A 25,918-nucleotide genomic window follows, 5' to 3' on the forward strand; every position below is an offset into this window, starting at 1 on the left:
GTGGTTGACGGTGTGGCCGGGCCAGCGCGCGAGAGCGGCGCTACAGGTTGCGGTCGATGAGGGAGGAGGGTGTGTGCGGTCCGAACTGACCATCGGCGAGTTCGCCACGGTGACGCACCTGAGCGTGCGGACGCTGCGGCGCTACCACGAAGCCGGACTGCTCGAGCCCGCATCGGTCGACGCGATCTCGGGTTACCGGTACTACGCGCCCGAACAGATCCCCACCGCTCAGGTGATCCATCAGCTCCGCCGGCTCGATCTGCCGCTCGCCGAGGTCCGGTCGATCCTGGCCACCGATGATCCGCAGGAACGGGCTGAGGTCATTGCGGGTCACCTGCGGCGCCTGGAGGCCGAGTTGACCCGCACCCAGGCGGCTGTCGTATCGCTGCGTCGGCTGCTGCGTCCGGATCCCGCCGACGTTCATGTCGAGCTTCGGTCGGTGCCCGCCCGAACCGTCGCCGCGATCACCGAGCAAGCACGCCTTGGTGATTCGGTGCGCTGGTATGACGATGCGATGACCGAACTCGATGCGGCCTTTCCCCCGCCGGAACGCACCGGGCCGCCCGGCGGCCAGTACGCGAACGCACTGTTCGCGCACGGCGCCGGGGTGATGATGGTCTTCCGGCCGGTCCGTACCCCACGACCATCCGGCCGGATCGAGGTCGTCGAGCTTCCGGCGGCGGACCTCGCCGTCGCGGTCCATTCCGGACCGCACGACGACATCGATGTGACCTACGGCCGTCTCGGCGCCTGGGTCGTCACGCATGCCCTTGCCGTCGACGGTCCGATTCACGAGACCTATGTGGTCGGACCCCGTGACACCGACGACTCGACCATGTGGCGGACAGAGATCGGCTGGCCGGTGTTTCAACTCGCCCCCGCACCGGGATAGTCGGCCGGTGGAAAGTCGGCGCCACGGGACAGCGACTCATGGGCGCGGACCTCGGCGAGCGAGTTCTCGAGCGTGGCGACGACGGCGTCGACCCCGCCGCTGCCGAGGACCAGCCGCCGGGGCGGTGAATCCTGGGCCATCGCGGCGATCACCGCGCGCACCCCACGCTGCGGGTCTCCCGGCTGAGTGCCGTTCTGCTCCACCATCACCGAGCGGACCTGCTCGAGCATCGGCCGGTAGTCGACAATGGATTCGGTGATCGGTTCGTCGTCGAAGCCGGCATAGGCGTGGGTGCGGAAGGCGCCCGGCTCGACGGCCATCACCTGAATGCCCAGCGGCGCAACCTCTTCGGCGAGTACCTCAGTGACCGCCTCGACAGCGAACTTCGTCGCACTGTAGTAGCCGAAGCCGGTGACGCCGCTGCGCCCAGCCACCGAGGACATGTTGACGATCCACCCGCTACGGCGGGCGCGCATACCGGGGAGCACCGCCCGGATGACGGAGAGCAGCGCGAAGAAGTTCAGCTCGAACATCGCGCGGACGTCGTCGTCCGCCATGCCTTCGATCGACCCGTACCAGCCGCGTCCGGCGTTGTTGACCAGGACGTCTATCCCGCCGGTGTGTTCCTCGGCCGCGCGGACGGTGGCCTGCACCTGGGCGGCATCGGTGACGTCGAGAGGCAGGACCAACACTCGGTCGCCGTGGGCCCGGGCCCAGTCATCGAGTTCCGCGGGCCGGCGTGCGGTGAGCACCACCCGGTCGCCGATCTCCAATGCCGCGTCGGCGTACGCCATTCCGAATCCACCGGGGGTGCCGCCGGTGATGAACCAGTTCTTCATCGTCAGGGCTCGATGACCAGTCGGCTGATGAGGTTGCCGTCCAGGGTGAACCGATAGTGCAGATCGGCTACCCCGCCGGGAAAGTCGCCTTCCAGGCGCTGGAGCACGTCGACGTGCTCGGCATCGGTCGCGGTGGCTCCGGTGAACTCGGTGGTGAAGGTGTACTCGTTGCCCGCACTGGCCAGCCAGGTTTCGATCGCCGCGCGGCCGTGCACGGTGTGGCCCTCGTCGGTGACCGCGGCGTCGGCGGTGAAGGTGGCGGTCGCGGCGGCCACGTCGCGGGACCGGTGCGCGGTGAGGTACGTCCTGACCACGGCGGGAAGCGCATCCCAGGCCGTGGTGGTTTCGGTGTTATGCGTTGTCATAGCGTCACCCTGCGGCTTCCCCCAGGGGGAGGGTCAACCCCGCTTCATCCGGACCGCGGAATCGGCCGCGGTGATCTGCGACCATGCAGCTATGTCTGTGCCGCCCGCCCGTCCGAGCGCCGACGATCTGCTCGTGCTCTTGGCCGTCGGGCGCTCCGGCCGGTTCGTGACGGCCGCCGACGAACTCGGCCTCAACCACACCACGATCTCGCGGCGGATCGCTGCCCTGGAGCAGACCCTGGGCGGCCGGGTACTGGCGCGCGCTGCCGGCGGGTGGGAGCTGACCGACCTCGGCCGCGACGCACTGGCGGCCGCCGAAACCATCGAGTCTGCGGTACGCACACTGGCCACGGACGCCGACGGATCCCGCTCACTGGAAGGAGTCGTCCGGCTGTCGGCGACCGACGGGTTCAGCGCCTACATCGCCGCCCCGGCCGCGGCCCAGATGCAACGCCGGCACCCCCGCGTCACCGTCGAGATCGTCACCGCGACACGACGCGCGTCGCAACAGCGGTCGGGCCTCGACATCGAGGTGGTGGTCGGGGAGCCGCGGGTGCGCCGCGCCGTCGCGACCCGACTCGGCGACTACCGGCTCGGGCTCTACGGATCACATGACTATCTGTCCCGGCACGACTCCCCCGCCACCGTCGCCGAGCTGGCGCGCCACCGACTGGTGTACTTCATCGATTCCATGCTGCAGGTCGACGATCTGGACCTGGCGTCGAGTTTCGTTCCGGCGATGCAGGAATCGGTGACCTCGACCAACGTCTTCGTCCACGTCGAGGCGACCCGGGCGGCCGCCGGCCTTGGACTGCTGCCCTGCTTCATGGCCGACCGTCACGACGACCTGGTTCGGGTACTGCGCGACGAGGTAGCCGTCGATCTGAGCTACTGGCTGGTGGCGCGGGAGGAAACCTTGCGACGGCCCGAGGTCGGGGCGCTGGTCGAGGCGATCACGGTTCGCATGAGCGAGATGGCGGGCGCACTGACCGGAACCGGCGCGCACTGAGCGGAAGTGTTGCGTGACAACGCCGGAGCTGGTGGGCTCATGCCATGCCCTTCATCGACCATGACCGCGGCCGCGCCTACTACCGGCACTGGGCCGCCGACCAGCCGCACGCGGCGGTCATCTTCCTGCACGGGTTCGGCGAGCACACCGGCGTCTACCACCGCCTGGGTTTCGCCCTCAACGCGGCCGGCATCGACTTGTGGGCCGTCGACCAATTCGGCCATGGGCTCTCGCCCGGCGAGCGCGGCGACTTCGGGTCGATCGAGGACAGCTCGGCACTCGCCGACTCGCTGACCGAACTGGCCCGGCAGCAGACTCCCGGGATTCCGTTGATCGCCCAGGGCCATTCGTTCGGCTCGGTGGTCACCCTGTTCCGCCTCCTGAAGGATCCGAAACAGTATGCGGCGGCGGTGATTTCGGGGTCTCCCCTGGTTCCGGTCCCCGAACTGCTCGGCGGCGACGCCGTCGAGCTCGACCCGAGCTGGCTGTCCGGCGACCCGTTCTACCTGGACTCGCTGGAGAACGACCCGTTGGCCTTCGTCGACGCCGACGGCGGCGCCCTGGCACGCGAACTCGACCGGGCCTGGGACCACTTCGGCGCCGAACTGCCGAAGCTGGCCGTCCCGACGCTGGCCATCCACGGCGAGCTCGATCCGATCGCCCCGGTGAGCGCGCTGCGCGCCTACGCCGAGCAGATCGAACCTTTACGGCTGCACGAGTTCCCGGGTGCGCATCACGACATCCTGAACGAGACGGTTCACCGAGAGGTGGCCGCGGCCATCGTCGACTTCATCGACGAGCAGCGTTAGAGCCAGGTGTCAGTCGTCGTGGTGGTGAGGAACGCGTCGAGGTCGTCGCGCCACTGCGCCGGGCTGTTCTTGTCTGGCTCGATGCCGGTGTACTCGCCGCGGTAGAACAGCAGCGGGCGCGGCTTCTTCTTCGGCACCTCGGACAGCGAGTGCACAGCACCGAACACCACGAAGTGGTCGCCGCCGTCGTGCACCGAATGCACGGTGCAGTCGATGTGAGCCAGCGTGCCCTCGATCACCGGTGAGCCGAGCTTGCTTGGGCTCCAGTCGATCCCACCGAACTTGTCCGGTTCCCTCGACCCGAACCGGGCCGACACGTCCTTCTGGTTCTCGTGCAGGACGTTGACGCAGAATTTCCCGCTGGCCTCGATGGCCGCCCAGGACCGGGACAGCTTGGTCGGGCAGAACAGCACCAGCGGCGGCTCGAGGGACAGCGCCGCAAACGACTGGCAGGCGAAGCCGACCGGAGTGTCCTCGTGCACGGTCGTGATGATCGTGATGCCGGTACAGAACTGCCCGAGCACATGGCGGAACGTGCGGGGGTCGATCTCCGGGGACGCCATCGGCTACTTGAACCCGACGGAGAAGTCGTGGCCCCACAGGCTGACCGCGGTGCTCTCCCGGGCGATCCAGTCGTGATCGTCGACTTCGAGTCCCTCACAACCGAATTCGACGTCGAAGCCGCCGGGGGTCTTCATGTAGAAGGACAGCATCTTGTCGTTGGTGTGGCGGCCGAGCGTCGCCGACATCTTCACCTTGCGACGCAACGCACGGTCCAGGCACAGGCCGACGTCGTCGGAGTTCTCCACCTCGACCATCAGGTGCACGATGCCGGTCGGGTTCGGCATCGGCATGAACGCCAGCGCATGGTGGCGCGGGTTGCAGCCGTAGAACCGCAGCCAGACCGGGTCCCCGTCGGCCGGGCGACCGGCGATCTCCGGGGGCAGGCTCATCGAATCCCGCAGCTTGAATCCGAGCACGTCCTGATAGAACGCCTGCGCGGCGGCATCGTCGTCACAAGTGAGCACGACATGGCCGAGACCCTGTTCGGCGGTGACGAACGTGTGGCCGTAGGGGCTGACGAACCGGCGACCGAGGTACTGCGCACCGTGGAACGCCTCAAGGGTGTTGCCCGCGGGATCGGAGAACCGGATCAGCCCCTCGACGCGTCGCTCGGACTTCTCCTCGCGGGTGCCTTCGACGAAGTCGACGCCCGCCTTGGCCAGGGTCTCGCGCAGAGTCTGCAGCGCCGGCGCATCGGCGACCTCCCAACCCGATATCAGCAGCCGGTCCTGCTCGCCGGGCACGATGACCAGTCGGGCGGCGAACTCGTCCATGCGGAGGTAGAGCGCGCCGGGGATGGCCCCGTCGCCTTCCACCATGCCGAGCACCTTGGTGCCGAAGTCTCGCCAGGCCGCCACGTCGGTGGCCTCAATCCGCATATAGCCGAGGGCTTTCAGCGTCATACCCCACCTCCGAGAAAAGTCGATCGTCAGCTTGTCGAACCGATTAGACCATCGTGTCGCCGAGCGGCAGCCCGAATTCCTGGTTGCCGAACATCACGTAGGCGCGCTCGGCATCGTTGGCGGCGTGCACCCGGCCCGCGTGCGCATCACGCCAGAACCGTTGCAGCGGAGTGTCGGTGCCCAGTGCGGTGGCACCCGCACTCTCGAAGAGACGGTCGACGGACGCGATCGCCCGCTGGGTGGCGCGCACCTGGTCGCGGCGGGCCTTGGCGCGCAGCTCCAGCGGAATGTCCTGACCGTCGAGCAGCAACGCGTACTCGGTGGCGAGGTTGCCCGACAGCTGGGTCCAGGCCGCGTCGATGTCGCTGGCCGCTTCGGCGATGCGGACCTTGGCGAACGGGTCGTCCTTCGCTTTCTCGCCGGCGTAGGCGGCGCGCACGCGCTTACCCTGATGCTCGACGTGAGCGGCGTAGGCACCGTACGCCATACCGACGATCGGAGTGGAGATGGTCGTGGGATGCATGGTGCCCCACGGCATCTTGTACACCGGCGCGGTATTGGTCTGTAGACCCGGCGACGCCAGATCACCCATCGCCTTGAACGAGGTGAACCGGTGGCGGGGCACGAACACGTCCTTCATCACCAGGGTGTTGCTGCCGGTTCCCTTCAGCCCCACCACATGCCAGTCGTCCTCGATGCGGTAGTCGCTGATCGGGACCAGGAAGCTGCCGAAGTCGACCGGCCTGCCGTCCTTGATCACCGGGCCGCCGACGAACGTCCAGGTGGCGTGATCGCAACCCGACGACCAGTGCCATGCGCCGTTGACCAGATAGCCGCCGTCGACCACCACGCCGGCGCCCATCGGGGCGTACGACGAGGAGATCCGGACCGTGGGGTCGGCACTCCAGACGTCTTCCTGAGCCTGCTGATCGAAGTGCGCCAGATGCCAGTTGTGCACACCGAGGATGCCGGCCACCCAGCCGGTGGACCCGCAGGCGCTGGCCAGCCGTCGCACCGCCTCGTAGAACATCGTCGGGTCACTCTGCAGGCCGCCCCACTGCTCGGGCTGCAGCAGCTTGAAGAAGCCGACCTCGTCCAGCTCGGCAATCGTGGCCTCGGGGATCCGACGCAGGTCTTCGGTCTCCTGCGCGCGCTCGCGAAGCTTGGGCAACAGTTCATCGATGCCGGTGAGAACTGCGTTCGCGTCACGCTGTTGAATGGACGTCACTGCATGCCTCCCAGAGTGTGGTTCTGGACCCAAGACTAGAACACGTTACGATTTGTGTCGAGCAGGGCGAGCCTGCGGCTGGTAGCGATATGGAAAGCGATTTCTGTAACCTGTTCTAGTTAGGCGGAGGGAAGGCTGAACACCGTGACGCAGGTTCCACCCGACGAGCCGCTGGGCAGCCACGTGCTCGAGTTGGAAGTGACCGATGTGGTCGACGAAACCGACGACTCGCGATCGCTGGTGTTCGGCGTGCCCGCCGGTGCCGACATCCCGGCTGATCGGCTGCGCTACGCGCCCGGCCAGTTCCTGACCCTGCGCATCCCCAGCGACCGGACGGGGTCGGTGGCCCGCTGCTACTCCCTGTGCAGCTCGCCGTTCACCGACGACGCTCTGACCGTGACCGTCAAGCGCACCGTTGACGGCTACGCGTCGAATTGGCTGTGCGACCACGCGCACCGGGGCATGAAGATCCACGTGCTCGCACCGTCGGGAACCTTCGTGCCCAAGACCCTGGACACCGATTTCCTGCTGATCGCGGCCGGCAGCGGCATCACGCCGATGCTGGCCATCTGCAAGTCGGCCCTCTCGGAGGGCAGCGGCAAGGTGACCCTGCTCTACGCCAACCGCGACGAGCGTTCCGTGATCTTCGCCGGCACGCTGCGTGACCTGGCCGCCAAGTACCCCGACCGGCTGACGGTCGTGCACTGGCTGGAGTCGGTGCAGGGATTGCCCAGCACCGCGGCGCTGAGCACCGTGATGGCGCCCTACACCGACCGGCAGGCGTTCATCTGCGGGCCGGGACCGTTCATGCAGGCCGCCGAACAAGCGCTGGACTCGCTGCAGGTGCCGGCCAAGCAGGTGCACATCGAGGTGTTCCGCTCACTGGACACCGATCCGTTCGCCGCGGTGACGATCACCGACGACGGCGACGAACCGCCCGCGGAAGCCGTCGTCGAACTCGACGGGCAGACCCACACCGTGTCGTGGCCGCGCAGCGCCAAACTGCTCGACGTCCTGCTCGACAAAGGCCTCGACGTCCCGTTCTCCTGCCGCGAGGGGCACTGCGGGGCATGCGCGGTGGTCAAGCGCAGCGGTGACGTGGAGATGGACATCAACGACGTCCTGGAGCCCAGCGACATCGACGAGGGGCTGATCCTGGCCTGCCAGGCGCGGCCGACCTCCGATTCAGTCGAAGTCACGTACGACGAATAGCGCGGCGCGGGGCGCGAGTGTGCGTCCTCATCCGCCGAGAGCGGCGTGTTGCGGATGAAACCGCACACTCGGAGATGTCGTGCTAGCGCGGCAGGCCCAGCAGCCGTTCGCCGGCCATGGTGAGGAGGATCTGTTCGGTGCCACCGGCGATCGTCAGGCATCGGGTGTTGAGGAAGTCGTGGACGAACCCGTCGACGGTGAGGCCGCCCGACTCGGACAGCTCCTGGCGGAACTCGGCCAGCGCCTGCCGGTGCCGAACGCCAATCAGCTTGCGCGCGCTGGCTTCTGCGCTGGTGTCCTGTCCGCCGACCGCCAGCTGCGCGATGCGCTGATCGAGCAGCGAGCCGGCCTGCGCGGACAGGATCAGCTTGGCTGTCTGGTCCTGCAGCGCGGTGTCGAGTTCACGGGCGGCGACCGAGCGCAGCATCTCCTCCACCGGATTGCCCAGCGCGGTGCCCTGCGCCATCGCGACGCGCTCATTGGCCAGCGTGGTGCGGGCCAGCCGCCAGCCGTCGTTGACGGTGCCGACCACCATGTCGTCGGGCACGAAGACGTCGTCGAAGAAGACCTCGTTGAAGAGCTCGTCGCCGGTGATCTCCCGCAGCGGGCGCACCACGATGCCGGGCGAGCGCATGTCGATCAGGAAGTACGTGATGCCCTTGTGTTTCGGAGCGTCGGCGTCGGTGCGGGCCAGGCAGACACCCCAGTGCGCCTTCTGCGCGGCAGAGGTCCACACCTTCTGACCGGTGAGCTTCCAACCACCTTCGGCGCGAACAGCTTTGGTGCGCAGGGCGGCCAGGTCCGACCCGGCGCCGGGCTCGCTGAACAGCTGGCACCAGATGATCTCGCCGCGCAGGGTGGCCGGTACGAACCGGTCGATCTGCGCAGGCGTGCCGCCCTCCAGGATCGTCGGCACCGCCCACCAGCCGATCACCAGATCAGGGCGCTGCACGTCAGCCTTGGCCATCTCGGAATCGATGAGCAGCTGCTCGGCCGGTGACGCCTCCCGGCCATAGGGCTTGGGCCAGTGCGGCGCGAGCAGACCGGAATCGGCCAGCGCGGGCTGACGCTGATCCGCCGGCAGCTTGGCCACCTCCGCGACCGCGGCGGCGATCTCAGGCTGCAGGTGCGCGACGGAGTCCAGGTCGATGTGCAGTTCGCGGCGCACCCCGTCCAGCGTCAGCGCGGCGACCCGACGCAGCCACGCCGGCCGGCCACCGAGGATCTGGCCGATGCTGTAGGCGCGACGCAGGTAGAGATGGGCGTCGTGCTCCCAAGTGATGCCGATGCCGCCGAGCACCTGGATGCAGTCTTTGGCGTTGGCGGTGGCCGCCTCGATACCGATCGCGGCGGCGATCGCGGCGGCGATCGACAGCTGCTGGGAATCCTCACCGGCAGCCGCGACCGCGGCATCGGCCGCCGCCACGGACGCCTGCTGGGAACGCAGCAGCATCTCGGCGCACATGTGCTTGATGGCCTGGAAGCTGCCGATCGGCTTGCCGAACTGCTCGCGCACCTTGGCGTAGTCCACGGCGGTGTCCAGCGTCCAGCGGGCCACGCCCGCGGTCTCGGCGGCCAGCACGGTCGCGGCCAGGTCCTCGAACCGGCGCCGCGAGACGGCCAGCGTGGTGGCGGGAACCGAATTCAGCGTCACCCGGCCCAAGGGGCGGGAAAAGTCGGTGGCCGCCAACAGCTCGACCGAAACCCCGTCGGCTCCGGCGTCGACGACGACGACCTCGTCACCCACCGGCAGCAGCAGCACTCCCGAGGTGTCGGCGCCGAGCACGAAATCGGCGGTACCCGAGATCTGATCACCGTCTTTGCGCAGGTCGGCAGCCAGCGCCAGGCCGGCGGTGGCCTCACCCGAAGCCAGCGCTTCGAGCAGGTCGGCATCGGTGACCACCAGCGTGGCGACCGCCGTCGTCGCGACCGGTCCGGGGACCAGCGCCCGCGCCGCCTCCTCGACCATCGCGCACAAGTCCTGGATGGAACCGCCGGCGCCACCGGCCTCCTCGGCCACCGCGACACCGAACAAGCCCAGCTCGGCGAGCCCTCGATACACCGGGCGCCACGCGTCGGGCGTGCCATGGTCGACGTCGCGAACAGCGGCCAGGGCGCCGGAGGAGGCCGCCCAGCTGCGGACCAACTCGCGGGCGGCAAACTGTTCGTCGGTGATGGTCGCAGACACCCGCGGCTCCTAAAGGTCACAAAGAACGGGCGCTGAAAAACTTCTCGGCCCACTAGAACGTGTTCTAATAGTGCCAGCGATCAACAGTCAAGTCGACCGGCATCGCAGCAGGACACGCGGCTGTCCCAGGGGAGGCAGAGGTGCGCGACGCGGTGTAGCGATGCGTATCGTTTCTCCCAGAACAGCCTTGGAAGGAGCTAGCCGACCCATGTCATCGCCAGCGCAGAAATCGACGGCCGGCGGTGCAGGTTCGCAGCCACGTGAGGTGATACCGGTGTCCGTACTCGCCGAATCAGAGCTCGGATCCGAGGCGCAGCGCGAACGCCGCAAGCGCATCCTCGACGCCACCATGGCGATCGCCTCCAAGGGCGGATACGAGGCCGTGCAGATGCGTGCGGTGGCCGACCGTGCCGACGTGGCGGTCGGCACGCTGTACCGCTACTTCCCGTCGAAGGTGCACCTGCTGGTGTCGGCGCTGGCCCGCGAGTTCGAGCGCATCGACGCCAAGACCGACCGGACCGCCGTGGCCGGCGGCTCACCCTTCCACCGGCTCAGCTTCATGGTGAGCAAGCTGAACCGGGCCATGCAGCGCAACCCGCTGCTGACCGAGGCCATGACGCGGGCCTACGTGTTCGCCGACGCCTCGGCCGCAGGTGAAGTTGATCACGTGGAGAAGATCATCGACAGCATGTTCGCGCGCGCCATGAGCGACGGCGAACCGACCGAAGATCAGTACCACATCGCCCGGGTCATCTCCGATGTGTGGCTGTCGAACCTGTTGGCCTGGCTGACCCGACGGGCCTCGGCGACCGACGTCAGCAAACGGCTCGATCTCGCAGTGCGGCTGCTGATCGGCGACGACGGCGAGTCCTAGGACCCGTGCCCGAGGACCCTGTGCCCGATCTTCCCGAGGATCTGCATCGCGCGCTGACCGAGGTCGCGCGCGTTCCACAGTTGTTGGTGGCGTCCGACTTCGATGGCACCGTCGCGCCGATCGTGTCCAACCCCGCCGACGCCCGTCCCCTGCCCGCCGCCGCCGACGCCCTAGCCGCACTGGCGACATTGCAGTCCACCAATGCGGCGCTGATCTCCGGACGTGCGCTTCGCGACCTGAAGGTTCTGTCCGGCGCTCCCGGTGATGTGCATCTGGTGGGCAGCCACGGCGCGGAGTTCGACGCCGACTTCCTCGACGCGATCGACGACGCGGCCAGGGCGCGGCTGGCCGAACTCGAGCAGATCATGGCGGCCCTGGCGCGGCGCTATCCCGGCGCGAGCATCGAAACCAAGCCGGTCAGTGTGGCCTTCCACGTACGCAACGCGGTCCCCGAGGACGCCCAGAAGGCCCTCGACGAGGCGCTGAACGCGGTGCAGGACTGGGACATTCACATCACCGAAGGCAAAGCGGTTCGCGAGTTCGCCGTCATCGACACCGACAAGGGTGCCGCACTCGAGCAACTACGCGAACAGCTCGACGCGACCGCGGTGGTGTTTTTCGGCGACGACGTCACCGACGAAAAAGGGTTCAAGCGGCTCACCGACGGCGACGTCGGGGTGAAGGTCGGTACGGGCCAGACCCTGGCTCGCTATCGAGTCGACTCCCCTGACGACGTCGCGACCGCCCTGGCGTATCTGGTTCGCGCCCGGCGGGGTTAGACGGGCGGGCCCGCTGTCCGCCCCCGCACCAGTTCGGTTGGCAGCACATCGATCACCGGCAAGCCGTCGCGCGGCGGGCTGTGCAGCAGCCGTCCGGCGCGCTTGCCCTTCTCCAGGCTGGGCTGCGACACCGTGGTCAGCCCCCGGCTCAAAGCCTCAGGGATGCCGTCGAACCCGGTGACCGTCATCTGGCCGGGCACGTAAATACCTTTGGCGCGTAGATAATCCATCGCCGAGATCGCCAGGACGTCGGCGGTGCACATCAATGCGGTGATCCGCGGGTTGGTCTGCAACGCCAGCTCGGCGGCCGCGGCACCCGACGCCGGGCGGTGCTCACAGCTCTCCACGATGGTCAGGGCGGCCGCGTCGAGTCCCGCAGCCACCATCGCATCGCGCACCCCGCCGATCCGCTCGGTCTGGACGTGAAAGCGCGATCCCGTCAGCCGATCTGCACTAACAACACCTGCCGCCTGGTCACCGATGCGTCGCTCATTGCCCAATCGCATTGTCAGCAAACCGATTTCGCGATGACCGAGTCCGACGACATAGTCGGCCAGTTCCCGCATGGCGGTCCGGTCGTCGATGCAGACCCGGGATGCACCCGGGACGTCCGCGGGCTGGTCGACGACCACGATCGGCACGTGGCGCTGCAACGCCGTCTGCAGATAGGGATCGTCGTCGGCTGCTGCGTAGACGACGAATCCGTCGACTCCTGCTGCCAGAACGGAATTCGTGCCGTCCGAGACACTGCGATCGGGTCCGACCGCGACCAGTAGCAGGCCCTGTCCGGCTTCTTCGCACGATTCAGCGAGCCCGGCAACGAAGTTCAGTGCGGCGGGATCACTGAAGGCGTAGGTCAGCGGCTCGGTGATCACCAAGCCGACCGCGCCGGCCTTTCGGGTTCGCAGCGACCGGGCCACCGGATCCGGGCCGGCGTATCCCAGCCGCTTGGCCGTGGCCAGCACCCGCTCCCGCAGATCCGCCGACAACTGATCGGGCCGGTTGTATGCGTTGGAGATCGTGGTCCGCGAAACCTTGAGCTCGGCAGCCAATGAGGCCAGAGTCGCCCGCCGCCGCGGCGCGGGACTTCGGGACATGCTCCGTGAGGCTAGCGCATCGAGTTGCGCATGACCGGTACCGATGCCCTATGGTTATTGGAAACGGTTTTCATTTGTATTAGGTCTACTCGGTCACAAGGAGGGCTCGTGCGCAGTACTGCGATCCGTGCGGTCATGGGTTTGTCGGCGTTGGCGCTGGCGGCTGGTCTCACCGCATGCGGCGGCGACAAGTCCCCGGGCAGCGGCCCGGCAGCAGCACAGACCCCCACCGTGGTGGCGTCCACCGACGTCTGGGGCAGCGTCGCGCAGGCGGTCGCAGGCGACCACGCCAAGGTCACCTCGATCATCACCAGCGCCTCCGCCGACCCGCACTCGTTCGAGGCCAGCCCCTCGAACGCGGCCGACATCGCCGACGCGTCGCTGGTGGTCTACAACGGCGGCGGTTACGACCACTGGGTCGACGACGTCCTGGCCGGCCACAAGTCAGTGGCTGCGGTCAACGCCTACGCACTGCTGAAGCCGCCCGCCGGCGAACCCCAGCCGGCCAACGAGCACGTCTTCTACGACCTGTCCACCGCGCGGGCCGTGGCCAGCTCGATCGCCGACAAACTCGCCCAGGACGATCCGCAGCACGCCGCCGACTACAAGTCCAACGCCGAGACCTTCAACCGCAAGGCCGACGCGATAGCGCAGACCGAGAACGCGATCCGCACCACCCACCCGGGCGCCGCGGTGGTCGCGACCGAACCCGTCGCGCACTATCTCCTGGAGGCAGCCGGCCTGACCGACAAGACACCGGCCGGATTCGCCAGCGCCGTCGAGCAGGACACCGACCCCGCCCCCGTCGACGTCGCGGCCATGCTGGACCTCATCAAGGCCCGCGAGATCGCCGCTGTGGTGTTCAACGAACAAACGATCACCGAGGTCACCAAACAGGTGCAGGCCGCGGCTGCGAGCGCCGGTGTGCCCGTCGTCAGCGTCACCGAGACGCTGCCCGACGGCAAGGACTACCTGACCTGGCAGCGCGATACCGCCGACCGGTTGACCGCCGCCTTGCAGCAGAACCGATAATCACTGCTTGTGAGTACCGAGGTCGTCTGCCTGTCCGGTGCTCGGCTGGCGTTCGGGGACCGGGTGCTCTGGGACCACCTCGATCTGAAGGTGGCCCGCGGTGAGTTCATCGCCATCCTCGGCCCCAACGGCACCGGGAAAACGTCGCTGTTCAAGGTGCTGCTGGGTCAGCTGGAACTCAGCGCGGGCACGGCCACCATCGAGGGCAGGCCGATCGAGGCGGGCAGCGAGCGGATCGGGTACGTGCCTCAGCACCGCTCGGTCGACCGGGGCCTGAGCCTGCGCGGCCGCGACCTGGTCCGCCTCGGGGTGGACGGCCACCACTGGGGCATCGGGCCGCTGTCGCCGAAGGAGCGCCAGCACCGGAACTCGGTCGTCCAGCGGGCGTTGGCAGAGGTCCAGGCCCTGAAGTTGGCCAAGGTTCCGGTCGGGGTGATGTCCGGTGGCGAACTGCAGCGGGTGCGCATCGCGCAGGCATTGGCCAGCGATCCGGTGCTGCTGCTCTGCGACGAGCCCCTGCTCAACCTGGATCCGGCCAGCGCCCGGCTGGTCGCCCAGCTCATCGACCGGCGCCGCAGATCCGGTACCGCGGTGATGTTCGTGACGCACGAGATCAACCCGGTGGTCCCCTACGTGGACCGGGTGCTCTATCTGGTCAACGGCCGGTTCCGGATCGGCACGGTCGCCGAGGTGATGACCTCGGAGACGCTCTCGGAGCTGTATCAGGCCGACATCCAGGTGGTGCAGGTCGGCGATCGCTACGTGGTGGTCGGCGAACACCTCGATCACTCCGGCCACACCCACGGACACACCCATGAATGACCGCTTCGCACACCTGCTGGATCACCTGTTCGCATTCGACATCACCGCCGACCTGCTGGGCCGGGGCTTCGTTCAGCAGGCCCTGATCGCCGCCGCGCTGCTGGCGTTGGTGGCCGGGCTGATCGGGCCGTTCATCGTGATGCGCCAGATGTCGTTCGCCGTGCACGGTTCCAGCGAGCTGTCGCTGACCGGCGCGGCCTTCGCGTTACTGGTCGGCTTCAACGTCGGCCTGGGGGCGCTGGTGGGCAGCGCACTGGCCGCCGTGCTGTTCGGCATCCTCGGGCAGCGGGCCCGCGAGCGCGACTCGGCGATCGGCGTGGTGCTGGCCTTCGGGCTGGGCCTGGCGGTGCTGTTCATCCATCTGTACCCGGGCCGGGCCGGCACCAGCTTCGCGCTGCTGACCGGTCAGATCGTCGGCGTCGGCTACTCGGGTCTGACGCTGCTGATCGCGGTGACCGTGTTGGTGGTCGGCGTGCTGACCTTCAGCTACCGGCCTCTGCTGTTCGCCACCGCGGACCCCGAAGTGGCTGCGGCGCGCGGTGTTCCGGTGCGCATGCTGGGCATCGTGTTCGCCGCCCTGGTCGGCGTGGTGGCCGCTCAAGGCGTGCAGATCGTCGGAGCGCTACTGGTCATGTCACTGCTCATCACGCCGGCAGCCGCGGCAGCCCGGGTGTTCAGTTCACCGGCGGCGGTGATCGCGGCGTCGGTGATCTTCGCCGAACTGTCCGCGGTGGTCGGCATCGTGCTGTCGCTGGCGCCCGGAGTTCCGGTGTCGGTGTTCGTCACGACGATCTCGTTCGTGATCTATCTGGTGTGTTGGGCCGTCAGCCGCCGCCAGGTGGATCCCGCCGCGGCTTGATCGATCCGCCGGCTGGTTAGGCTGGTCCGGTGACGTCCGTCGACCTCAACGCAGACCTCGGCGAAGGTTTCGGGGTGTGGGAGCTCGGTGACGACGCGGCCATGCTCGACGTCGTCACGAGCGCCAACGTGGCATGCGGCTTCCACGCCGGCAACCCGGCCGGGCTGGCCCGTACCAGCCGTGCTGCCGCCGAGCGCGGGGTGCGGATCGGCGCCCAGGTGAGCTATCTCGACCTGGCCGGGTTCGGCCGCCGCTTCATCGATGTCGAACCGGCCGAACTCACCGCGGAGGTGATCTACCAGATCGGCGCCTTGCAGGCCCTGGCCCGCTCCGCGGGCACCGACGTCGGCTACGTCAAACCCCATGGCGCGCTGTACAACACGATTGTCACCCATCGCCAGCAGGCCCGGGCGGTCGCCGAGGCGGTGCACGCCGTCGACCCCGGCCTGCCGGTGCTGAGCCTGGCGGGTTCGGTCTTCTTCGAAGAAGCCGAACGACTCGGCTTACGCACCGTCGCCGAGGCGTTCGCAGACCGCGCATACCGCCCCGACGGAGCGCTGGTTTCCCGCCGCGAGAACGGCGCTGTGCTGCACGATCCGGAGCAGATCGCCGAGCGGGTGTCGCGGATGGTGCACCGTGGACAGGTATCCGCCGTCGACGGATCGACGATCGACATACGGGTGGAATCGATTTGCGTGCACGGTGATTCGCCGGGCGCGGTGCAGATCGCGACCGCGGTCCGTGATCGCCTGCTGCGCGACGGGGTCGACGTGGCGGCGTTCATCTGATGCGGCTCAAACTCGGCAGGCCGGATATCGGCCAGTACCGCGACCGCTTCGATGTCCCCGAGGCCGACCCGGACACCGCGCTGTCGGTCACCTGGCTGGGGGTGTCGACGCTGCTGGTCGACGACGGTACCTCGGCGCTGTTGACCGACGGCTTCTTCTCCCGCCCGCCGATGCTGGATGTCGGGCTGCGGCGGTTGACGCCGTCGGCATCGCGGATCGACCACTGCCTGAACCGGGCCAACATCAACCGGCTGGCCGCGGTGCTGCCCGTGCACACCCATTACGACCACGCGATGGACTCGGCGCTGGTCGCTGCCCGCACCGGCGCCCGGCTGATCGGCGGCGAGTCAGCGGCGAATATCGCTCGGGGATACCGCCTTCCGGATGATCAGATCGTCGTCGCGGCGTCGGGGGAAGAGCTGACACTCGGCCCGTTCGCGGTGACACTCATCGAGTCGCACCACTGCCCGCCGGACCGCTTCCCCGGCACGATCACCGCACCGGTCGTGCCGCCGGTCAAAGCGTCGGCGTTCCGCTGCGGCGAGGCGTGGTCGACCCTGATCCACCACGCGCCCAGCGATCGGCGGCTGCTCATCCAGGGCAGCGCCGGCTTCCTGCCGGGTGCCCTCGACGGTTGTCGCGCCGACATCGTCTATCTGGGCGTCGGCCAGCTCGGTGTGCAACCCCGGACCTACATCGAGCAGTACTGGGAGCAGACGGTCGGGGCGGTCGGGGCGCGCCGCGTCGTGCTGATCCACTGGGACGACTTCTTCCGCCCGCTCACCGAGCCGCTGATCGCGTTGCCGTATGCCGGTGACGACCTGAACGTGACGATGCGGGTGCTGTCGGTCCTGGCCGAGCGTGACGGCGTCGCGCTGCATCTGCCGACGGTGTGGCAACGCGAAGACCCGTGGGCCTGATCGCGCCGTGCTGATCGTCGCCCTGCTGGCCCTGGTGGTCGTCCTCGTCTTCGCCATCGCCCGCCCCAGGGGCTGGTCAGAGGCATGGGCAGCGGTGCCCGCCGCCGCCCTGGTCATCGCGATCGGTGCGGTGTCGACCCACGATGCCGCCGACGAGGCGAGCCGGATGCTTCCGGTGGTCGCCTTCCTGGCCGCGATATTGGTGCTGGCCAAGTTGTGCGACGACGAGGGGCTGTTCCAGGCGGCGGGCACCTGGATGGCACGCGGCACCGCGGGTAAACCGCGGCGGCTGCTGGGTCAGGTGTTCCTGATCGCGGCGGCCACCACCGCGGTGCTCAGCCTGGATGCCACCGTCGTGCTGCTGACCCCGGTGGTGCTGGCCACCGCACGCATGCTGAAAGTGCCGCCCCGCCCACACCTGTATGCGACTGCGCACCTATCCAATTCGGCATCACTGTTGCTGCCGGTGTCCAACCTGACCAATCTGCTCGCGTTCAGCGCCGCCGGGCTGTCATTCACCCGCTTCAGCGCGTTGATGACCGCGCCGTGGCTCGCGGCCATCGCCGTCGAATACCTGGTGCTGCGGCTGGCGTTTCGGCGCGATCTCGCCGACGTGCCGCCCGAGAGCCCGCCCCCGCATCCGGACCGGCCGGTGTTCGTCCTCGTGGTGCTGGCCTTGACGCTGGTCGGGTTCGCGGTGACCTCGTTCGCAGGCCTGTCGCCGGCCTGGGCGGCACTGGCCGGCGCGGTGGTACTCGGCGTGCGCTCACTGGCGCAGGGGCGCAGCACGATCGGCGGGATCGTGCACTCGCTGAATCTGCCGTTCCTGCTGTTCGTACTGGCGCTGGCGGTGGTCGTCAAAGCGGTGATGGTCAACGGTCTCGACACCGCCGCCGCGGACCTGCTGCCGTCGGGTGGCAGCCTGCCGGCACTGCTCGGCATCGCGACGGTGGCGGCGCTGCTGTCCAATGTCGTCAACAACCTGCCCGCTGTACTGGTGCTGCTCCCGCTGGCCGCAGGCAGCGGTCCGGCCGCAGTGCTCGCCGTGCTGATCGGGGTGAACATCGGACCGAACCTGACCTACGCCGGGTCATTGGCCAATCTGCTGTGGCGCAGGGTGTTGCACCAGCAGGGCGAGCCGACCAGCGTGCGCGAATTCACCTGGCTGGGTCTGGCGACGGTTCCGGCCTGCCTGGTGGTGGCGGTGGTGACGTTGTGGGCCGGGGTGCAGCTGATCGGCGTGTAACGCTAGCGACGACGCTGACGGGCGATCTCGGCGAGCACCACACCGGCAGCGACCGATGCGTTCAGCGACTCCGTCGGCCCTGCCATCGGAATCGACACCACCGCATCGCAATTCTGGCGTACCAGTCGCGATAGCCCCTTGCCCTCCGAGCCGACCACGAGCACCAGCGGCCCAGAGCCGTCGAGATCGTCGAGCGTGGTGTCGCCCTCGGCATCGAGCCCGATCACCTGAACACCGGCGTCGGCCCAATCCTTCAGCGTGCGAGTGAGATTCGTGGCCCGCGCGACCCGCACGCGGGCAGCCGCACCGGCGCTGGTGCGCCACGCGACCGCCGTCACCGATGCGGAGCGCCGTTGCGGGATCAGCACACCGTGGCCGGCGAAGGCGGCCACCGACCGCACGATCGCGCCGAGGTTGCGCGGGTCGGAGATGTTGTCCAGTGCGACCAGAAGCGCCGGTTCGACGTCAGAGGTGGCGGCCGCCAGCAGATCGTCGGGGTGGGCGTAATTGTAGGGCGGCACCTGCAGAGCGATGCCCTGGTGTAACCCGTTGGAGCTCAACCGGTCCAGATCGTGGCGTGGCACTTCCAGAATCGCGATGCCGCGGTCCGCGGCCAGGGTGACCGACTCGGTCAGCCGCTCGTCGGCTTCCGCGCCCAGCGCCACATACAGCGCTGTCGCCGGTGCGTGCGCACGCAGGCACTCCAACACGGGGTTGCGGCCCAGCACCATCTCGGTCTCATCGGTGGGCTTCGAATACTGGCGCGCCCGCTTGTCAGCATTTGCGGCGCGTCGGGCCGCCGGATGCCCGGTGCGAGCACTTGCCGGCGGCGTCGCGCCGCGGCCTTCCAGCCCACGGCGGCGCTGACCGCCGGACCCGACGGTCGGACCCTTCTTCGTGCCTTCCTTGCGAATCGCACCGCGCCGCTTGGAGTTTCCCGCCATCTACTTGCCGCCTTCGTCGCGTAGCGCCCACTGCGGTCCGTCGGCGGTATCGGTCACCTCGATGCCGGCTTCGGAGAGCCGGTCCCGAATCTCATCGGCCAGAGCCCAGTCGCGGGTCTGGCGAGCACCGTCGCGGCGGTTCAGCTCGGCGCGCACCAACACATCGACCGCAGCCAGGGCCGCCGACGTCTCGTCGCGGGTCTCCCAGCGCTCGTCGAGCGGGTCACATCCGAGAATCCCCATCATCGAACGGATTTCACGCGCCTTCGCCAGCGCGGTCTCGTGGTCGCCGGATTCCAGGGCCCGGTTGCCGTCCGCGCGGGCGGCATGCACCTCGGCCAGGGCGGCGGGTACGGCGAGGTCGTCATCGAGCGCCGCACCGAACTTCTCTGTCCACGTGCTCGGCACCACGACGCCGACACGAGTCCGCACCCGGTGCAGGAACTCCTCGATGCCGGTGTACGCCTTGACCGCGTCCTGCAGTGCGTTCTCGGAGAACTCCAGCATCGACCGGTAGTGGGCACTACCCAGGTAGTAGCGCAGCTCTGCGGGCCGAACCCGTTGCAGCACAGCGGGAATCGACAGGACATTGCCCAGCGACTTGCTCATCTTCTCCCCGCCCATGGTGACCCAGCCGTTGTGCAGCCAGTACCGGGCGAAGCCGTCGCCGGCGGCACGCGCCTGCGCGATCTCGTTCTCATGGTGCGGAAAGACCAGATCCATTCCACCGCAGTGAATATCGAATTCCGAGCCAAGGTATTCGTGCGCCATCGCAACGCATTCGGAGTGCCAGCCTGGGCGGCCCGCTCCCCACGGCGTCGGCCAGGACGGCTCGCCGGGTTTGGCACCCTTCCACAGGGTGAAGTCACGCTGGTCGCGCTTACCGGTGGCCACGCCCTCGCCCTGGTGCACGTCGTCGACCTTGTGCCCGGACAGCTTGCCGTACTCCGGGAAGCTCTGTACGTCGAAGTAGACGTCCCCTGCGCCGGTATAGGCGTGGCCGGTGTCGACCAGTCGCTCGATGAGCTCGACGATCTGGGTGATGTGTCCGGTCGCCCGGGGCTCGGCCGACGGCGGCAGCACGCCCAGGGCGTCGTAGGCCGCCGAGAATGCCCGCTCATGGGTGGCCGCCCACTCCCACCACGGCCGGCCTGCGTCGGCGGCCTTGGTGAGGATCTTGTCGTCGATGTCGGTGACGTTGCGGATGAATGCAACGTCGAAACCCTTGGCCGTCAGCCAGCGCCGCAGCACATCGAAGGCGACCCCGCTGCGGACATGCCCGATGTGCGGCAAGCCCTGCACGGTGGCGCCGCAGAGATAGATCGAGGCATGACCGGAACGGATCGGCGCGAAATCGCGCACGGCACCGCTGTAGGTGTCGTGGAGTCGCAGGGTGCCGGTCACGACGCGCCAGCTTACCGGCCTGAACGGCTCAGTCAGGCATCGAGGCGGACCCGGCCACCACCAGGGCGGTGGCGATGGCCGCCATCCCTTCCCCGCGGCCGGTCAGCCCGAGGCCGTCGGTGGTGGTCGCCGAGACCGATACCGGTGCGCCCAGCAGGCCGGACAGCAGGCGTTGGGCTTCCTCCCGGCGCGGCCCGATCTTGGGGCGGTTGGCGATCACCTGGACGACGGCGTTGCCGACCGTGAATCCCGCGGCGGTGAGCAGCTCGCGGACGTGTTCGAGCATGCGGGCGCCGGTGACACCGCGCCACTGCGGCTGGTCCACGCCGAACACCGACCCGAGATCGCCGAGGCTCGCCGCCGAGAGCAGGGCATCGCAGAGCGCGTGGACGGCGACGTCCCCATCGGAATGTCCGGAGCAGCCGTCGGCATCGTCGAACAACAGCCCCAGCAGCCAGCAGGGCCGGCCCGACTCGATCGGATGGACGTCGCTGCCCAGCCCGATGCGGGGAATCGTCATGCGACCAGCAGAGCTCGGGCCAGCTGGAGATCCAGCGGCGTGGTGACCTTGAATGCGAGGGGGTCGCCGGCGACGGTGTACACCGGGGTGCCCAGGTATTCGACCAGCGAGGCGTCGTCGGTGACCGACGCGCTGCCGACGTGCTCGTACGCGCGGCGGAGCAACGCGGTGTCGAAACCCTGGGGTGTTTGCACGGCACGCAGCCCGGAGCGCTCGGGAGTCCCGAGGACGACGCCGTTGGCGTCGACGGCCTTGATGGTGTCGGTGACCGGCAGCACCGGGATGACCGCGCGCAGGCCGTCACGCAGGGCGGCGACCACCCGCTGGATCTGCTCGACCGGCGTCAGCGGCCGGGCTGCGTCGTGCACGAGAACGAACTCCGGGTCGCCGACGGCAGCCAATGCTCGTCGTACGGTTTCCGGACGCTCCGGACCGCCGGCGACAACCGTGGCACGACCGTCGAGCAGCAGCTTTGTTTCGTCGACCCGCTCGGCCGGCGCGGCGACGACCACCCGGTCGATCACGCCGGAGGCCAACAGACCTTCCACCGAGCGTTCGAGCATGGTTCGGCCACCGAGATCCACAAAAGCCTTTGGGATACCCGCGCCCAGCCGTTCACCGGAACCGGCGGCCGTGACGACCGCGACCGTGTCCGACACCTAACCCCTCAGGGCAGTCAGGACGCGGCGGCCAGCGCCTCGTCGAGAATGATGGTGGCCTTCTCGTCGTCGGTGTTCTCAGCGAGGGCCAGCTCGCCGACGAGGATCTGCCGGGCCTTGGCCAGCATGCGCTTCTCGCCCGCCGACAGACCGCGCTCCTGATCCCGGCGCCACAGGTCGCGAACGACCTCGGCGACCTTGTTGACGTCACCGGACGCCAGCTTCTCGAGGTTGGCCTTGTAGCGGCGCGACCAGTTGGTCGGCTCTTCGGTGTGCGGGGCACGAAGCACCTGAAACACCTTGTCCAGGCCTTCCTGTCCGACCACGTCGCGAACGCCGACATACTCGGCGTTGTCGGCGGGAACTCGGACAGTGAGGTCCCCCTGGGACACCTTCAAGACGAGGTATTCCTTCTGTTCGCCTTTGATGGTCCGGGTTTCAATGGCCTCGATCAATGCAGCACCGTGGTGTGGATAGACAACGGTGTCTCCGACCTTAAAAATCATCAGTTTCGAGCCCCTTTCACACTCCGATGTTACCACGGTGGCCGACAGCGTGCGGAACAACGATGCAGGTCAGGGGCACCGAAGGTGAAGAGAGGGGGTTGACAGGGTGACGAAAGCGTGCAACGCGGACGCTCGTACCCACTGCTCAGCACACCCCCGCCCGGTCCCGGCCGCGCACTTCTGTCACCACCCCGTGAACCCTCAGCTACCGCCGCGCGACGCTACCTACTACTGTGCATAGTCGAACCGCGGCGGCGCGACGAAGCCGTCCACACGGGCCGAGCAGGAGGCTGTTGTGAACCGCTTGACGAATCGCCTCGTCGCCGCATCCGCTGGCCTGGCGGCCTGCGGCCTGATCCTGACGGGGTGCGGTGCGGGCCAGATCTCGCAGACCGCCGACCAGCAGTCGGCCGTCAACGGCGCCACCGCGAATGTCGGAAGCATCGCGCTGCGCAACGTGCACATCCAGGCAGTGCAATCCGGTGACGCCCTGAAGCCGGGGCGCGCCGTCGAGCTGATCTTCGCCGCGGCAAACATCTCCCCGGACACCAACGACAAGCTGGTCAGCGTCAGCTCCGACGTGGGTTCGGTCGAGCTGACCGGAAACACCTCGATCCCGGCCGGAACGTCCTTGATCGTCGGCAGTGCCGACGGCCAGGCCGAAGCGGCGCCGATGGGCAGTGTGCAGCCGGCCAAAGCCGAGGTCACTCTCAGCCAGCCGATTTCCAACGGCCTGACCTATGGCTTCACCTTCACCTTCGAGAAGGCCGGCCAGGCGACAGTCCAGGTGCCCATCTCGGCGGGCGGCGCGGAGCGGCAAGGGGCACCCGCAGGCCAGGAGTGAGCTGACACGGACCGCTAATACGCGGATCTGTCGGACCCACCCGATAGCGTCACGGCCGTGGCCAAGGCGCGTTCGCAATATCGCTGTTCGGAATGCCGCCATGTGATGGCCAAGTGGGTCGGCCGTTGCCCGGAGTGTGGAACCTGGGGCACGGTCGACGAGGTGGCCGGGGCGAGCGCCGCCGGCACCACTGCACAGCGCGCCGTCGTGCCCTCCACCCCCGCGGTACCGATCAGCTCCATCAACCCCGACCGCACCCGCCACTTCCCCACCGGCGTCGACGAACTCGACCGAGTCCTCGGCGGCGGGGTGGTGCCCGGCTCGGTCAGCCTGCTGGCCGGTGATCCCGGGGTCGGCAAGTCCACACTGCTGCTCGACGTGGTGCACCGGTGGGCGAGTTCGGGCCGGCGCGCGCTCTATGTCTCCGGCGAAGAGTCCGCGGGCCAGATCCGGATGCGCGCCGAGCGGACCTGCTGCACCCACGACGAGGTGTTCCTGGCCGCTGAAACCGACATCAACACCGTGCTCGGCCATATCGAGGCGGTCCAGCCGAGTCTGGTGGTGGTCGACTCGGTGCAGACGATGACAGCCGGTGACACCGACGGCGTGGTCGGCGGAGTGACCCAGGTACGCGCGGTGACGACTGCGCTGACCGCCGCGGCCAAGTCGAGCGGCGTGGCGCTGGTGCTGGTCGGCCACGTCACAAAGGACGGAGCGATCGCCGGCCCGCGCTCGCTGGAGCATCTGGTGGACGTGGTGCTGCACTTCGAGGGCGACCGCAACTCCACCCTCCGGATGGTCCGCGGGGTGAAGAACCGCTTCGGCGCCTCCGATGAGGTCGGCTGTTTCATATTGCAGGACAACGGTATTCAGGGGATTTCCGATCCGTCCGGATTGTTTCTCGACGACCGGCCCAACCCGGTACCCGGCACCGCGGTCACGGTGGCGCTCGACGGTAAGCGCCCGCTGATCGGCGAGGTCCAGGCCCTGTTGGCCTACCGCCCCGAGAACGCACCGCAACGCCGCGCGGTCAGCGGGGTGGACAGTTCACGGGCGGCGATGATCGCCGCGGTGCTGGAGCGGCGGGCCAACCTCAAGGTCAGCGCCACCGACATCTATCTGTCCACCGTCGGCGGGATGCGGTTGATGGATCCCTCGTCGGACCTGGCGGTCGCGATGGCGATGGCATCGGCCTACGCGGACCTGCCGCTGCCCAGCACCACCGTGGTGATCGGCGAAGTGGGCCTGGCCGGGGATCTGCGCCGCGTCACCGGAATGGACCGCCGACTCGCCGAAGCGGCACGCCTTGGCTTCACCGAGGCGCTCGTACCGATGGGGTGCGGCGCCGTCCCCAAGGGCTTCAAAGCCATCGAATCGGCCACCATCGGCGACGCCCTGCGCTCGATGTTGACGATCGCAAAACGGCCCTACGACAAGGTCGTCACGCAGCTTCGGCGGGAGGGGTCGAGTAACGACCTCGACGCAGTGGACAATAAGTGGCTGTGAGCACCGTCAACGGAGCCAGCGGCTCCGCCCAGCCAACGGCGGTCACGCTGCGCGAGACCATCGGGCGACTGGCGCCCGGCACCGCCCTTCGCGACGGCTTGGAGCGCATCCTGCGTGGTCGCACGGGTGCGCTGATCGTTCTGGGCTACGACGAGCGGGTCGAGACGATCTGCGACGGCGGGTTCTCCCTTGATGTGCGGTTCGCCCCGACCCGGTTGCGCGAGCTGTCGAAGATGGACGGCGCCGTCGTGCTGTCCACCGACGGCAGCCGGATCGTACGGGCCAACGTCCAACTGGTCCCGGATCCGACGATCCCCACCGACGAGTCCGGAACCCGGCACCGCTCCGCCGAGCGCACCGCGATCCAGACCGGCTATCCGGTGGTCTCGGTGAGCCACTCGATGAACATCGTCACGGTGTACGTCTCCGGCGAGCGCCACGTGGTGGCCGACTCAGCCACCATCCTGTCGCGGGCCAACCAGGCGATCGCCACGTTGGAGCGCTACAAGGCTCGCCTCGACGAGGTGTCCCGGCAGCTGTCCACCGCCGAGATCGAGGACTTCGTCACGCTGCGCGACGTCATGACGGTGGTGCAGCGGCTCGAGATGGTTCGCCGCATCGGACTCGAAATCGATTATGACGCAGTGGAACTCGGCACCGATGGCAGACAGCTGCGACTACAGCTCGAAGAACTGCTCGGCGGCAACGACACCGCCCGCGAGCTGATCATGCGTGACTATCACGCCAACCCCGACCCGCCGTCGAAGGCTCAGGTCGCCTCGACGCTGGCCGAATTGGACTCGCTGTCGGACACCGAACTGTTGGACTTCACCGCGCTGTCGCGCGTATTCGGCTATCCCTCGACGGCGGAGGCGCAGGATTCGGCGCTCAGCGCGCGTGGCTATCGGGCGATGGCCGGCATCCCGCGCCTGCAGTTCGCCCACGTCGACCTGCTGGTACGCCGCTTCGGTTCGCTACAGGGACTGCTGGCAGCCAGTGCCACCGACCTGCAGTCCGTCGACGGCATCGGCGCGATGTGGGCACGGCACGTTCGCGAGGGCTTGTCGCAGCTGGCCGAGTCGACCATCGCCGACCGGCTGGTCTGACGCT

General features: G+C 68.3%; 27 protein-coding genes. 15 read left to right on the forward strand and 12 right to left on the reverse strand.

Features of this window, described 5'->3' with window-relative positions; genetic code table 11:
* Positions 1 to 73: 73 nt before the first annotated feature.
* Positions 74 to 892 carry a MerR family transcriptional regulator gene (locus tag CRM90_RS12675; RefSeq protein ID WP_102807305.1) on the forward strand — a complete coding sequence of 273 codons (819 nt, stop codon included), beginning with the start codon at positions 74 to 76 and terminating at the stop codon, positions 890 to 892.
* Here the strand turns inward: CRM90_RS12675 and CRM90_RS12680 are convergent.
* Positions 868 to 1,731, reverse strand: coding sequence for an oxidoreductase (locus CRM90_RS12680; RefSeq protein ID WP_102807306.1), 864 nt, complete (start codon positions 1,729 to 1,731; stop codon positions 868 to 870). The two genes, CRM90_RS12675 and CRM90_RS12680, sit on opposite strands and share 25 nt — an antisense overlap.
* Before the next feature lie 2 nt (positions 1,732 to 1,733).
* A complete protein-coding gene (locus tag CRM90_RS12685) occupies positions 1,734 to 2,096 on the reverse strand; it encodes a nuclear transport factor 2 family protein (protein ID WP_102807307.1) in 363 nt (120 codons plus the stop codon).
* A 91-nt stretch (positions 2,097 to 2,187) separates the two neighbouring features.
* Here CRM90_RS12685 and CRM90_RS12690 point away from each other — a divergent pair, with 91 nt between their 5' ends.
* Positions 2,188 to 3,105, forward strand: coding sequence for a LysR family transcriptional regulator (locus CRM90_RS12690; RefSeq protein ID WP_102807308.1), 918 nt, complete (start codon positions 2,188 to 2,190; stop codon positions 3,103 to 3,105).
* Between the two features lie 44 nt (positions 3,106 to 3,149).
* A complete protein-coding gene (locus CRM90_RS12695; protein WP_102807309.1) occupies positions 3,150 to 3,914 on the forward strand; it encodes an alpha/beta fold hydrolase in 765 nt (254 codons plus the stop codon).
* Here the strand turns inward: CRM90_RS12695 and hsaB are convergent.
* The 3 genes from hsaB to hsaA are packed head-to-tail and all read right to left on the reverse strand — an operon-like array spanning position 3,911 to position 6,608.
* Positions 3,911 to 4,477, reverse strand: coding sequence for a 3-hydroxy-9,10-secoandrosta-1,3,5(10)-triene-9,17-dione monooxygenase reductase subunit (gene hsaB, locus CRM90_RS12700; RefSeq protein WP_102807310.1), 567 nt, complete (start codon positions 4,475 to 4,477; stop codon positions 3,911 to 3,913). The two genes, CRM90_RS12695 and hsaB, sit on opposite strands and share 4 nt — an antisense overlap.
* Positions 4,478 to 4,480: 3 nt before the next feature.
* Positions 4,481 to 5,380, reverse strand: a complete 900-nt coding sequence (gene hsaC / locus CRM90_RS12705; RefSeq protein WP_102807311.1) for an iron-dependent extradiol dioxygenase HsaC — start codon at positions 5,378 to 5,380, stop codon at positions 4,481 to 4,483.
* 43 nt (positions 5,381 to 5,423) lie between these two features.
* Positions 5,424 to 6,608 (reverse strand): 3-hydroxy-9,10-secoandrosta-1,3,5(10)-triene-9,17-dione monooxygenase oxygenase subunit, encoded by a 1,185-nt coding sequence (gene hsaA / locus CRM90_RS12710; protein WP_102807312.1) that lies wholly within the window; start codon positions 6,606 to 6,608, stop codon positions 5,424 to 5,426.
* Between the two features lie 144 nt (positions 6,609 to 6,752).
* Between hsaA and CRM90_RS12715 the strand changes: the two genes are divergently transcribed.
* On the forward strand, positions 6,753 to 7,820 hold the full coding sequence (locus CRM90_RS12715; RefSeq protein WP_102807313.1) for a ferredoxin--NADP reductase: 1,068 nt from the start codon (positions 6,753 to 6,755) through the stop codon (positions 7,818 to 7,820).
* 82 nt (positions 7,821 to 7,902) lie between these two features.
* On the opposite strand, the gene CRM90_RS12720 is transcribed toward CRM90_RS12715, so the two are convergent.
* A complete protein-coding gene (locus CRM90_RS12720) occupies positions 7,903 to 10,008 on the reverse strand; it encodes an acyl-CoA dehydrogenase family protein (RefSeq protein WP_102807314.1) in 2,106 nt (701 codons plus the stop codon).
* A 274-nt stretch (positions 10,009 to 10,282) separates the two neighbouring features.
* Here CRM90_RS12720 and kstR point away from each other — a divergent pair, with 274 nt between their 5' ends.
* Positions 10,283 to 10,882: a cholesterol catabolism transcriptional regulator KstR gene (gene kstR, locus CRM90_RS12725; RefSeq protein ID WP_199189876.1), complete on the forward strand. Its 600-nt coding sequence runs from the start codon at positions 10,283 to 10,285 to the stop codon at positions 10,880 to 10,882.
* A 20-nt stretch (positions 10,883 to 10,902) separates the two neighbouring features.
* The gene (gene otsB, locus CRM90_RS12730) at positions 10,903 to 11,661 is read left to right on the forward strand and encodes a trehalose-phosphatase (RefSeq protein WP_102807390.1); all 759 of its coding nucleotides are present in this window, start codon (positions 10,903 to 10,905) and stop codon (positions 11,659 to 11,661) included.
* Here the strand turns inward: otsB and CRM90_RS12735 are convergent.
* A complete protein-coding gene (locus CRM90_RS12735; protein WP_102807316.1) occupies positions 11,658 to 12,758 on the reverse strand; it encodes an Rv3575c family transcriptional regulator in 1,101 nt (366 codons plus the stop codon). The genes otsB and CRM90_RS12735 overlap by 4 nt on opposite strands.
* 135 nt (positions 12,759 to 12,893) lie before the next feature.
* On the opposite strand from CRM90_RS12735, the gene CRM90_RS12740 reads away from it, so the two are divergent.
* From CRM90_RS12740 to CRM90_RS12765, 6 genes are read left to right on the forward strand one after another with little or no spacing between them, the layout of a single operon-like run.
* Entirely contained in the window at positions 12,894 to 13,790 is an 897-nt protein-coding gene (locus tag CRM90_RS12740; protein ID WP_102807391.1) for a metal ABC transporter solute-binding protein, Zn/Mn family, read from the forward strand.
* Positions 13,791 to 13,799: 9 nt separating this feature from the next.
* Positions 13,800 to 14,612, forward strand: a complete 813-nt coding sequence (locus CRM90_RS12745) for a metal ABC transporter ATP-binding protein (RefSeq protein WP_102807317.1) — start codon at positions 13,800 to 13,802, stop codon at positions 14,610 to 14,612.
* Entirely contained in the window at positions 14,605 to 15,471 is an 867-nt protein-coding gene (locus tag CRM90_RS12750) for a metal ABC transporter permease (protein WP_102807318.1), read from the forward strand. Before CRM90_RS12745 ends, CRM90_RS12750 begins: the two co-directional genes overlap by 8 nt.
* A 29-nt stretch (positions 15,472 to 15,500) precedes the next feature.
* On the forward strand, positions 15,501 to 16,259 hold the full coding sequence (locus CRM90_RS12755; protein WP_102807319.1) for a LamB/YcsF family protein: 759 nt from the start codon (positions 15,501 to 15,503) through the stop codon (positions 16,257 to 16,259).
* Positions 16,259 to 17,179, forward strand: a complete 921-nt coding sequence (locus CRM90_RS12760) for an MBL fold metallo-hydrolase (protein ID WP_102807320.1) — start codon at positions 16,259 to 16,261, stop codon at positions 17,177 to 17,179. Before CRM90_RS12755 ends, CRM90_RS12760 begins: the two co-directional genes overlap by 1 nt.
* A gap of 10 nt (positions 17,180 to 17,189) precedes the next feature.
* A complete protein-coding gene (locus CRM90_RS12765) occupies positions 17,190 to 18,425 on the forward strand; it encodes an SLC13 family permease (RefSeq protein ID WP_102807392.1) in 1,236 nt (411 codons plus the stop codon).
* Between the two features lie 2 nt (positions 18,426 to 18,427).
* Here the strand turns inward: CRM90_RS12765 and rlmB are convergent, their stop codons facing one another.
* From rlmB to carD, 5 genes are read right to left on the reverse strand one after another with little or no spacing between them, the layout of a single operon-like run.
* Positions 18,428 to 19,369 carry a 23S rRNA (guanosine(2251)-2'-O)-methyltransferase RlmB gene (gene rlmB / locus CRM90_RS12770; protein ID WP_102807321.1) on the reverse strand — a complete coding sequence of 314 codons (942 nt, stop codon included), beginning with the start codon at positions 19,367 to 19,369 and terminating at the stop codon, positions 18,428 to 18,430.
* On the reverse strand, positions 19,370 to 20,773 hold the full coding sequence (gene cysS / locus CRM90_RS12775) for a cysteine--tRNA ligase (RefSeq protein WP_102807322.1): 1,404 nt from the start codon (positions 20,771 to 20,773) through the stop codon (positions 19,370 to 19,372).
* 28 nt (positions 20,774 to 20,801) lie between these two features.
* Positions 20,802 to 21,293, reverse strand: a complete 492-nt coding sequence (ispF, locus tag CRM90_RS12780) for a 2-C-methyl-D-erythritol 2,4-cyclodiphosphate synthase (protein WP_102807323.1) — start codon at positions 21,291 to 21,293, stop codon at positions 20,802 to 20,804.
* Positions 21,290 to 21,952, reverse strand: a complete 663-nt coding sequence (gene ispD / locus CRM90_RS12785) for a 2-C-methyl-D-erythritol 4-phosphate cytidylyltransferase (protein WP_102807324.1) — start codon at positions 21,950 to 21,952, stop codon at positions 21,290 to 21,292. Before ispD ends, ispF begins: the two co-directional genes overlap by 4 nt.
* 17 nt (positions 21,953 to 21,969) lie before the next feature.
* Positions 21,970 to 22,458 (reverse strand): RNA polymerase-binding transcription factor CarD, encoded by a 489-nt coding sequence (carD, locus tag CRM90_RS12790; protein WP_019512593.1) that lies wholly within the window; start codon positions 22,456 to 22,458, stop codon positions 21,970 to 21,972.
* 295 nt (positions 22,459 to 22,753) lie between these two features.
* Between carD and CRM90_RS12795 the strand changes: the two genes are divergently transcribed.
* From CRM90_RS12795 to disA, 3 genes are read left to right on the forward strand one after another with little or no spacing between them, the layout of a single operon-like run.
* On the forward strand, positions 22,754 to 23,302 hold the full coding sequence (locus CRM90_RS12795) for a copper chaperone PCu(A)C domain-containing protein (protein WP_102807325.1): 549 nt from the start codon (positions 22,754 to 22,756) through the stop codon (positions 23,300 to 23,302).
* Between the two features lie 57 nt (positions 23,303 to 23,359).
* A complete protein-coding gene (gene radA / locus CRM90_RS12800; RefSeq protein WP_102807326.1) occupies positions 23,360 to 24,808 on the forward strand; it encodes a DNA repair protein RadA in 1,449 nt (482 codons plus the stop codon).
* Positions 24,805 to 25,914, forward strand: a complete 1,110-nt coding sequence (disA, locus tag CRM90_RS12805) for a DNA integrity scanning diadenylate cyclase DisA (protein ID WP_199189877.1) — start codon at positions 24,805 to 24,807, stop codon at positions 25,912 to 25,914. The genes radA and disA overlap by 4 nt, the downstream gene beginning before the upstream one ends.
* Positions 25,915 to 25,918 lie beyond the last annotated feature (4 nt).

The sequence above is a fragment of the Mycobacterium sp. ENV421 genome (assembly GCF_002887815.1).
In the GTDB taxonomy this organism is placed as follows: Bacteria; Actinomycetota; Actinomycetes; order Mycobacteriales; family Mycobacteriaceae; genus Mycobacterium.

Coding starts and splice junctions, on each gene's coding strand:
- CRM90_RS12680 (WP_102807306.1), bottom strand. CDS start 1,731: ATGAAGAACTGGTTCATCACCGGCGGCACCCCCGGTGGATTCGGAATG.
- CRM90_RS12685 (WP_102807307.1), bottom strand. CDS start 2,096: ATGACAACGCATAACACCGAAACCACCACGGCCTGGGATGCGCTTCCC.
- CRM90_RS12690 (WP_102807308.1), top strand. CDS start 2,188: ATGTCTGTGCCGCCCGCCCGTCCGAGCGCCGACGATCTGCTCGTGCTC.
- CRM90_RS12695 (WP_102807309.1), top strand. CDS start 3,150: ATGCCCTTCATCGACCATGACCGCGGCCGCGCCTACTACCGGCACTGG.
- hsaB (WP_102807310.1), bottom strand. CDS start 4,477: ATGGCGTCCCCGGAGATCGACCCCCGCACGTTCCGCCATGTGCTCGGG.
- hsaC (WP_102807311.1), bottom strand. CDS start 5,380: ATGACGCTGAAAGCCCTCGGCTATATGCGGATTGAGGCCACCGACGTG.
- CRM90_RS12735 (WP_102807316.1), bottom strand. CDS start 12,758: ATGTCCCGAAGTCCCGCGCCGCGGCGGCGGGCGACTCTGGCCTCATTG.
- CRM90_RS12740 (WP_102807391.1), top strand. CDS start 12,894: ATGGGTTTGTCGGCGTTGGCGCTGGCGGCTGGTCTCACCGCATGCGGC.
- CRM90_RS12750 (WP_102807318.1), top strand. CDS start 14,605: ATGAATGACCGCTTCGCACACCTGCTGGATCACCTGTTCGCATTCGAC.
- CRM90_RS12760 (WP_102807320.1), top strand. CDS start 16,259: ATGCGGCTCAAACTCGGCAGGCCGGATATCGGCCAGTACCGCGACCGC.
- rlmB (WP_102807321.1), bottom strand. CDS start 19,369: ATGGCGGGAAACTCCAAGCGGCGCGGTGCGATTCGCAAGGAAGGCACG.
- ispF (WP_102807323.1), bottom strand. CDS start 21,293: ATGACGATTCCCCGCATCGGGCTGGGCAGCGACGTCCATCCGATCGAG.
- carD (WP_019512593.1), bottom strand. CDS start 22,458: ATGATTTTTAAGGTCGGAGACACCGTTGTCTATCCACACCACGGTGCT.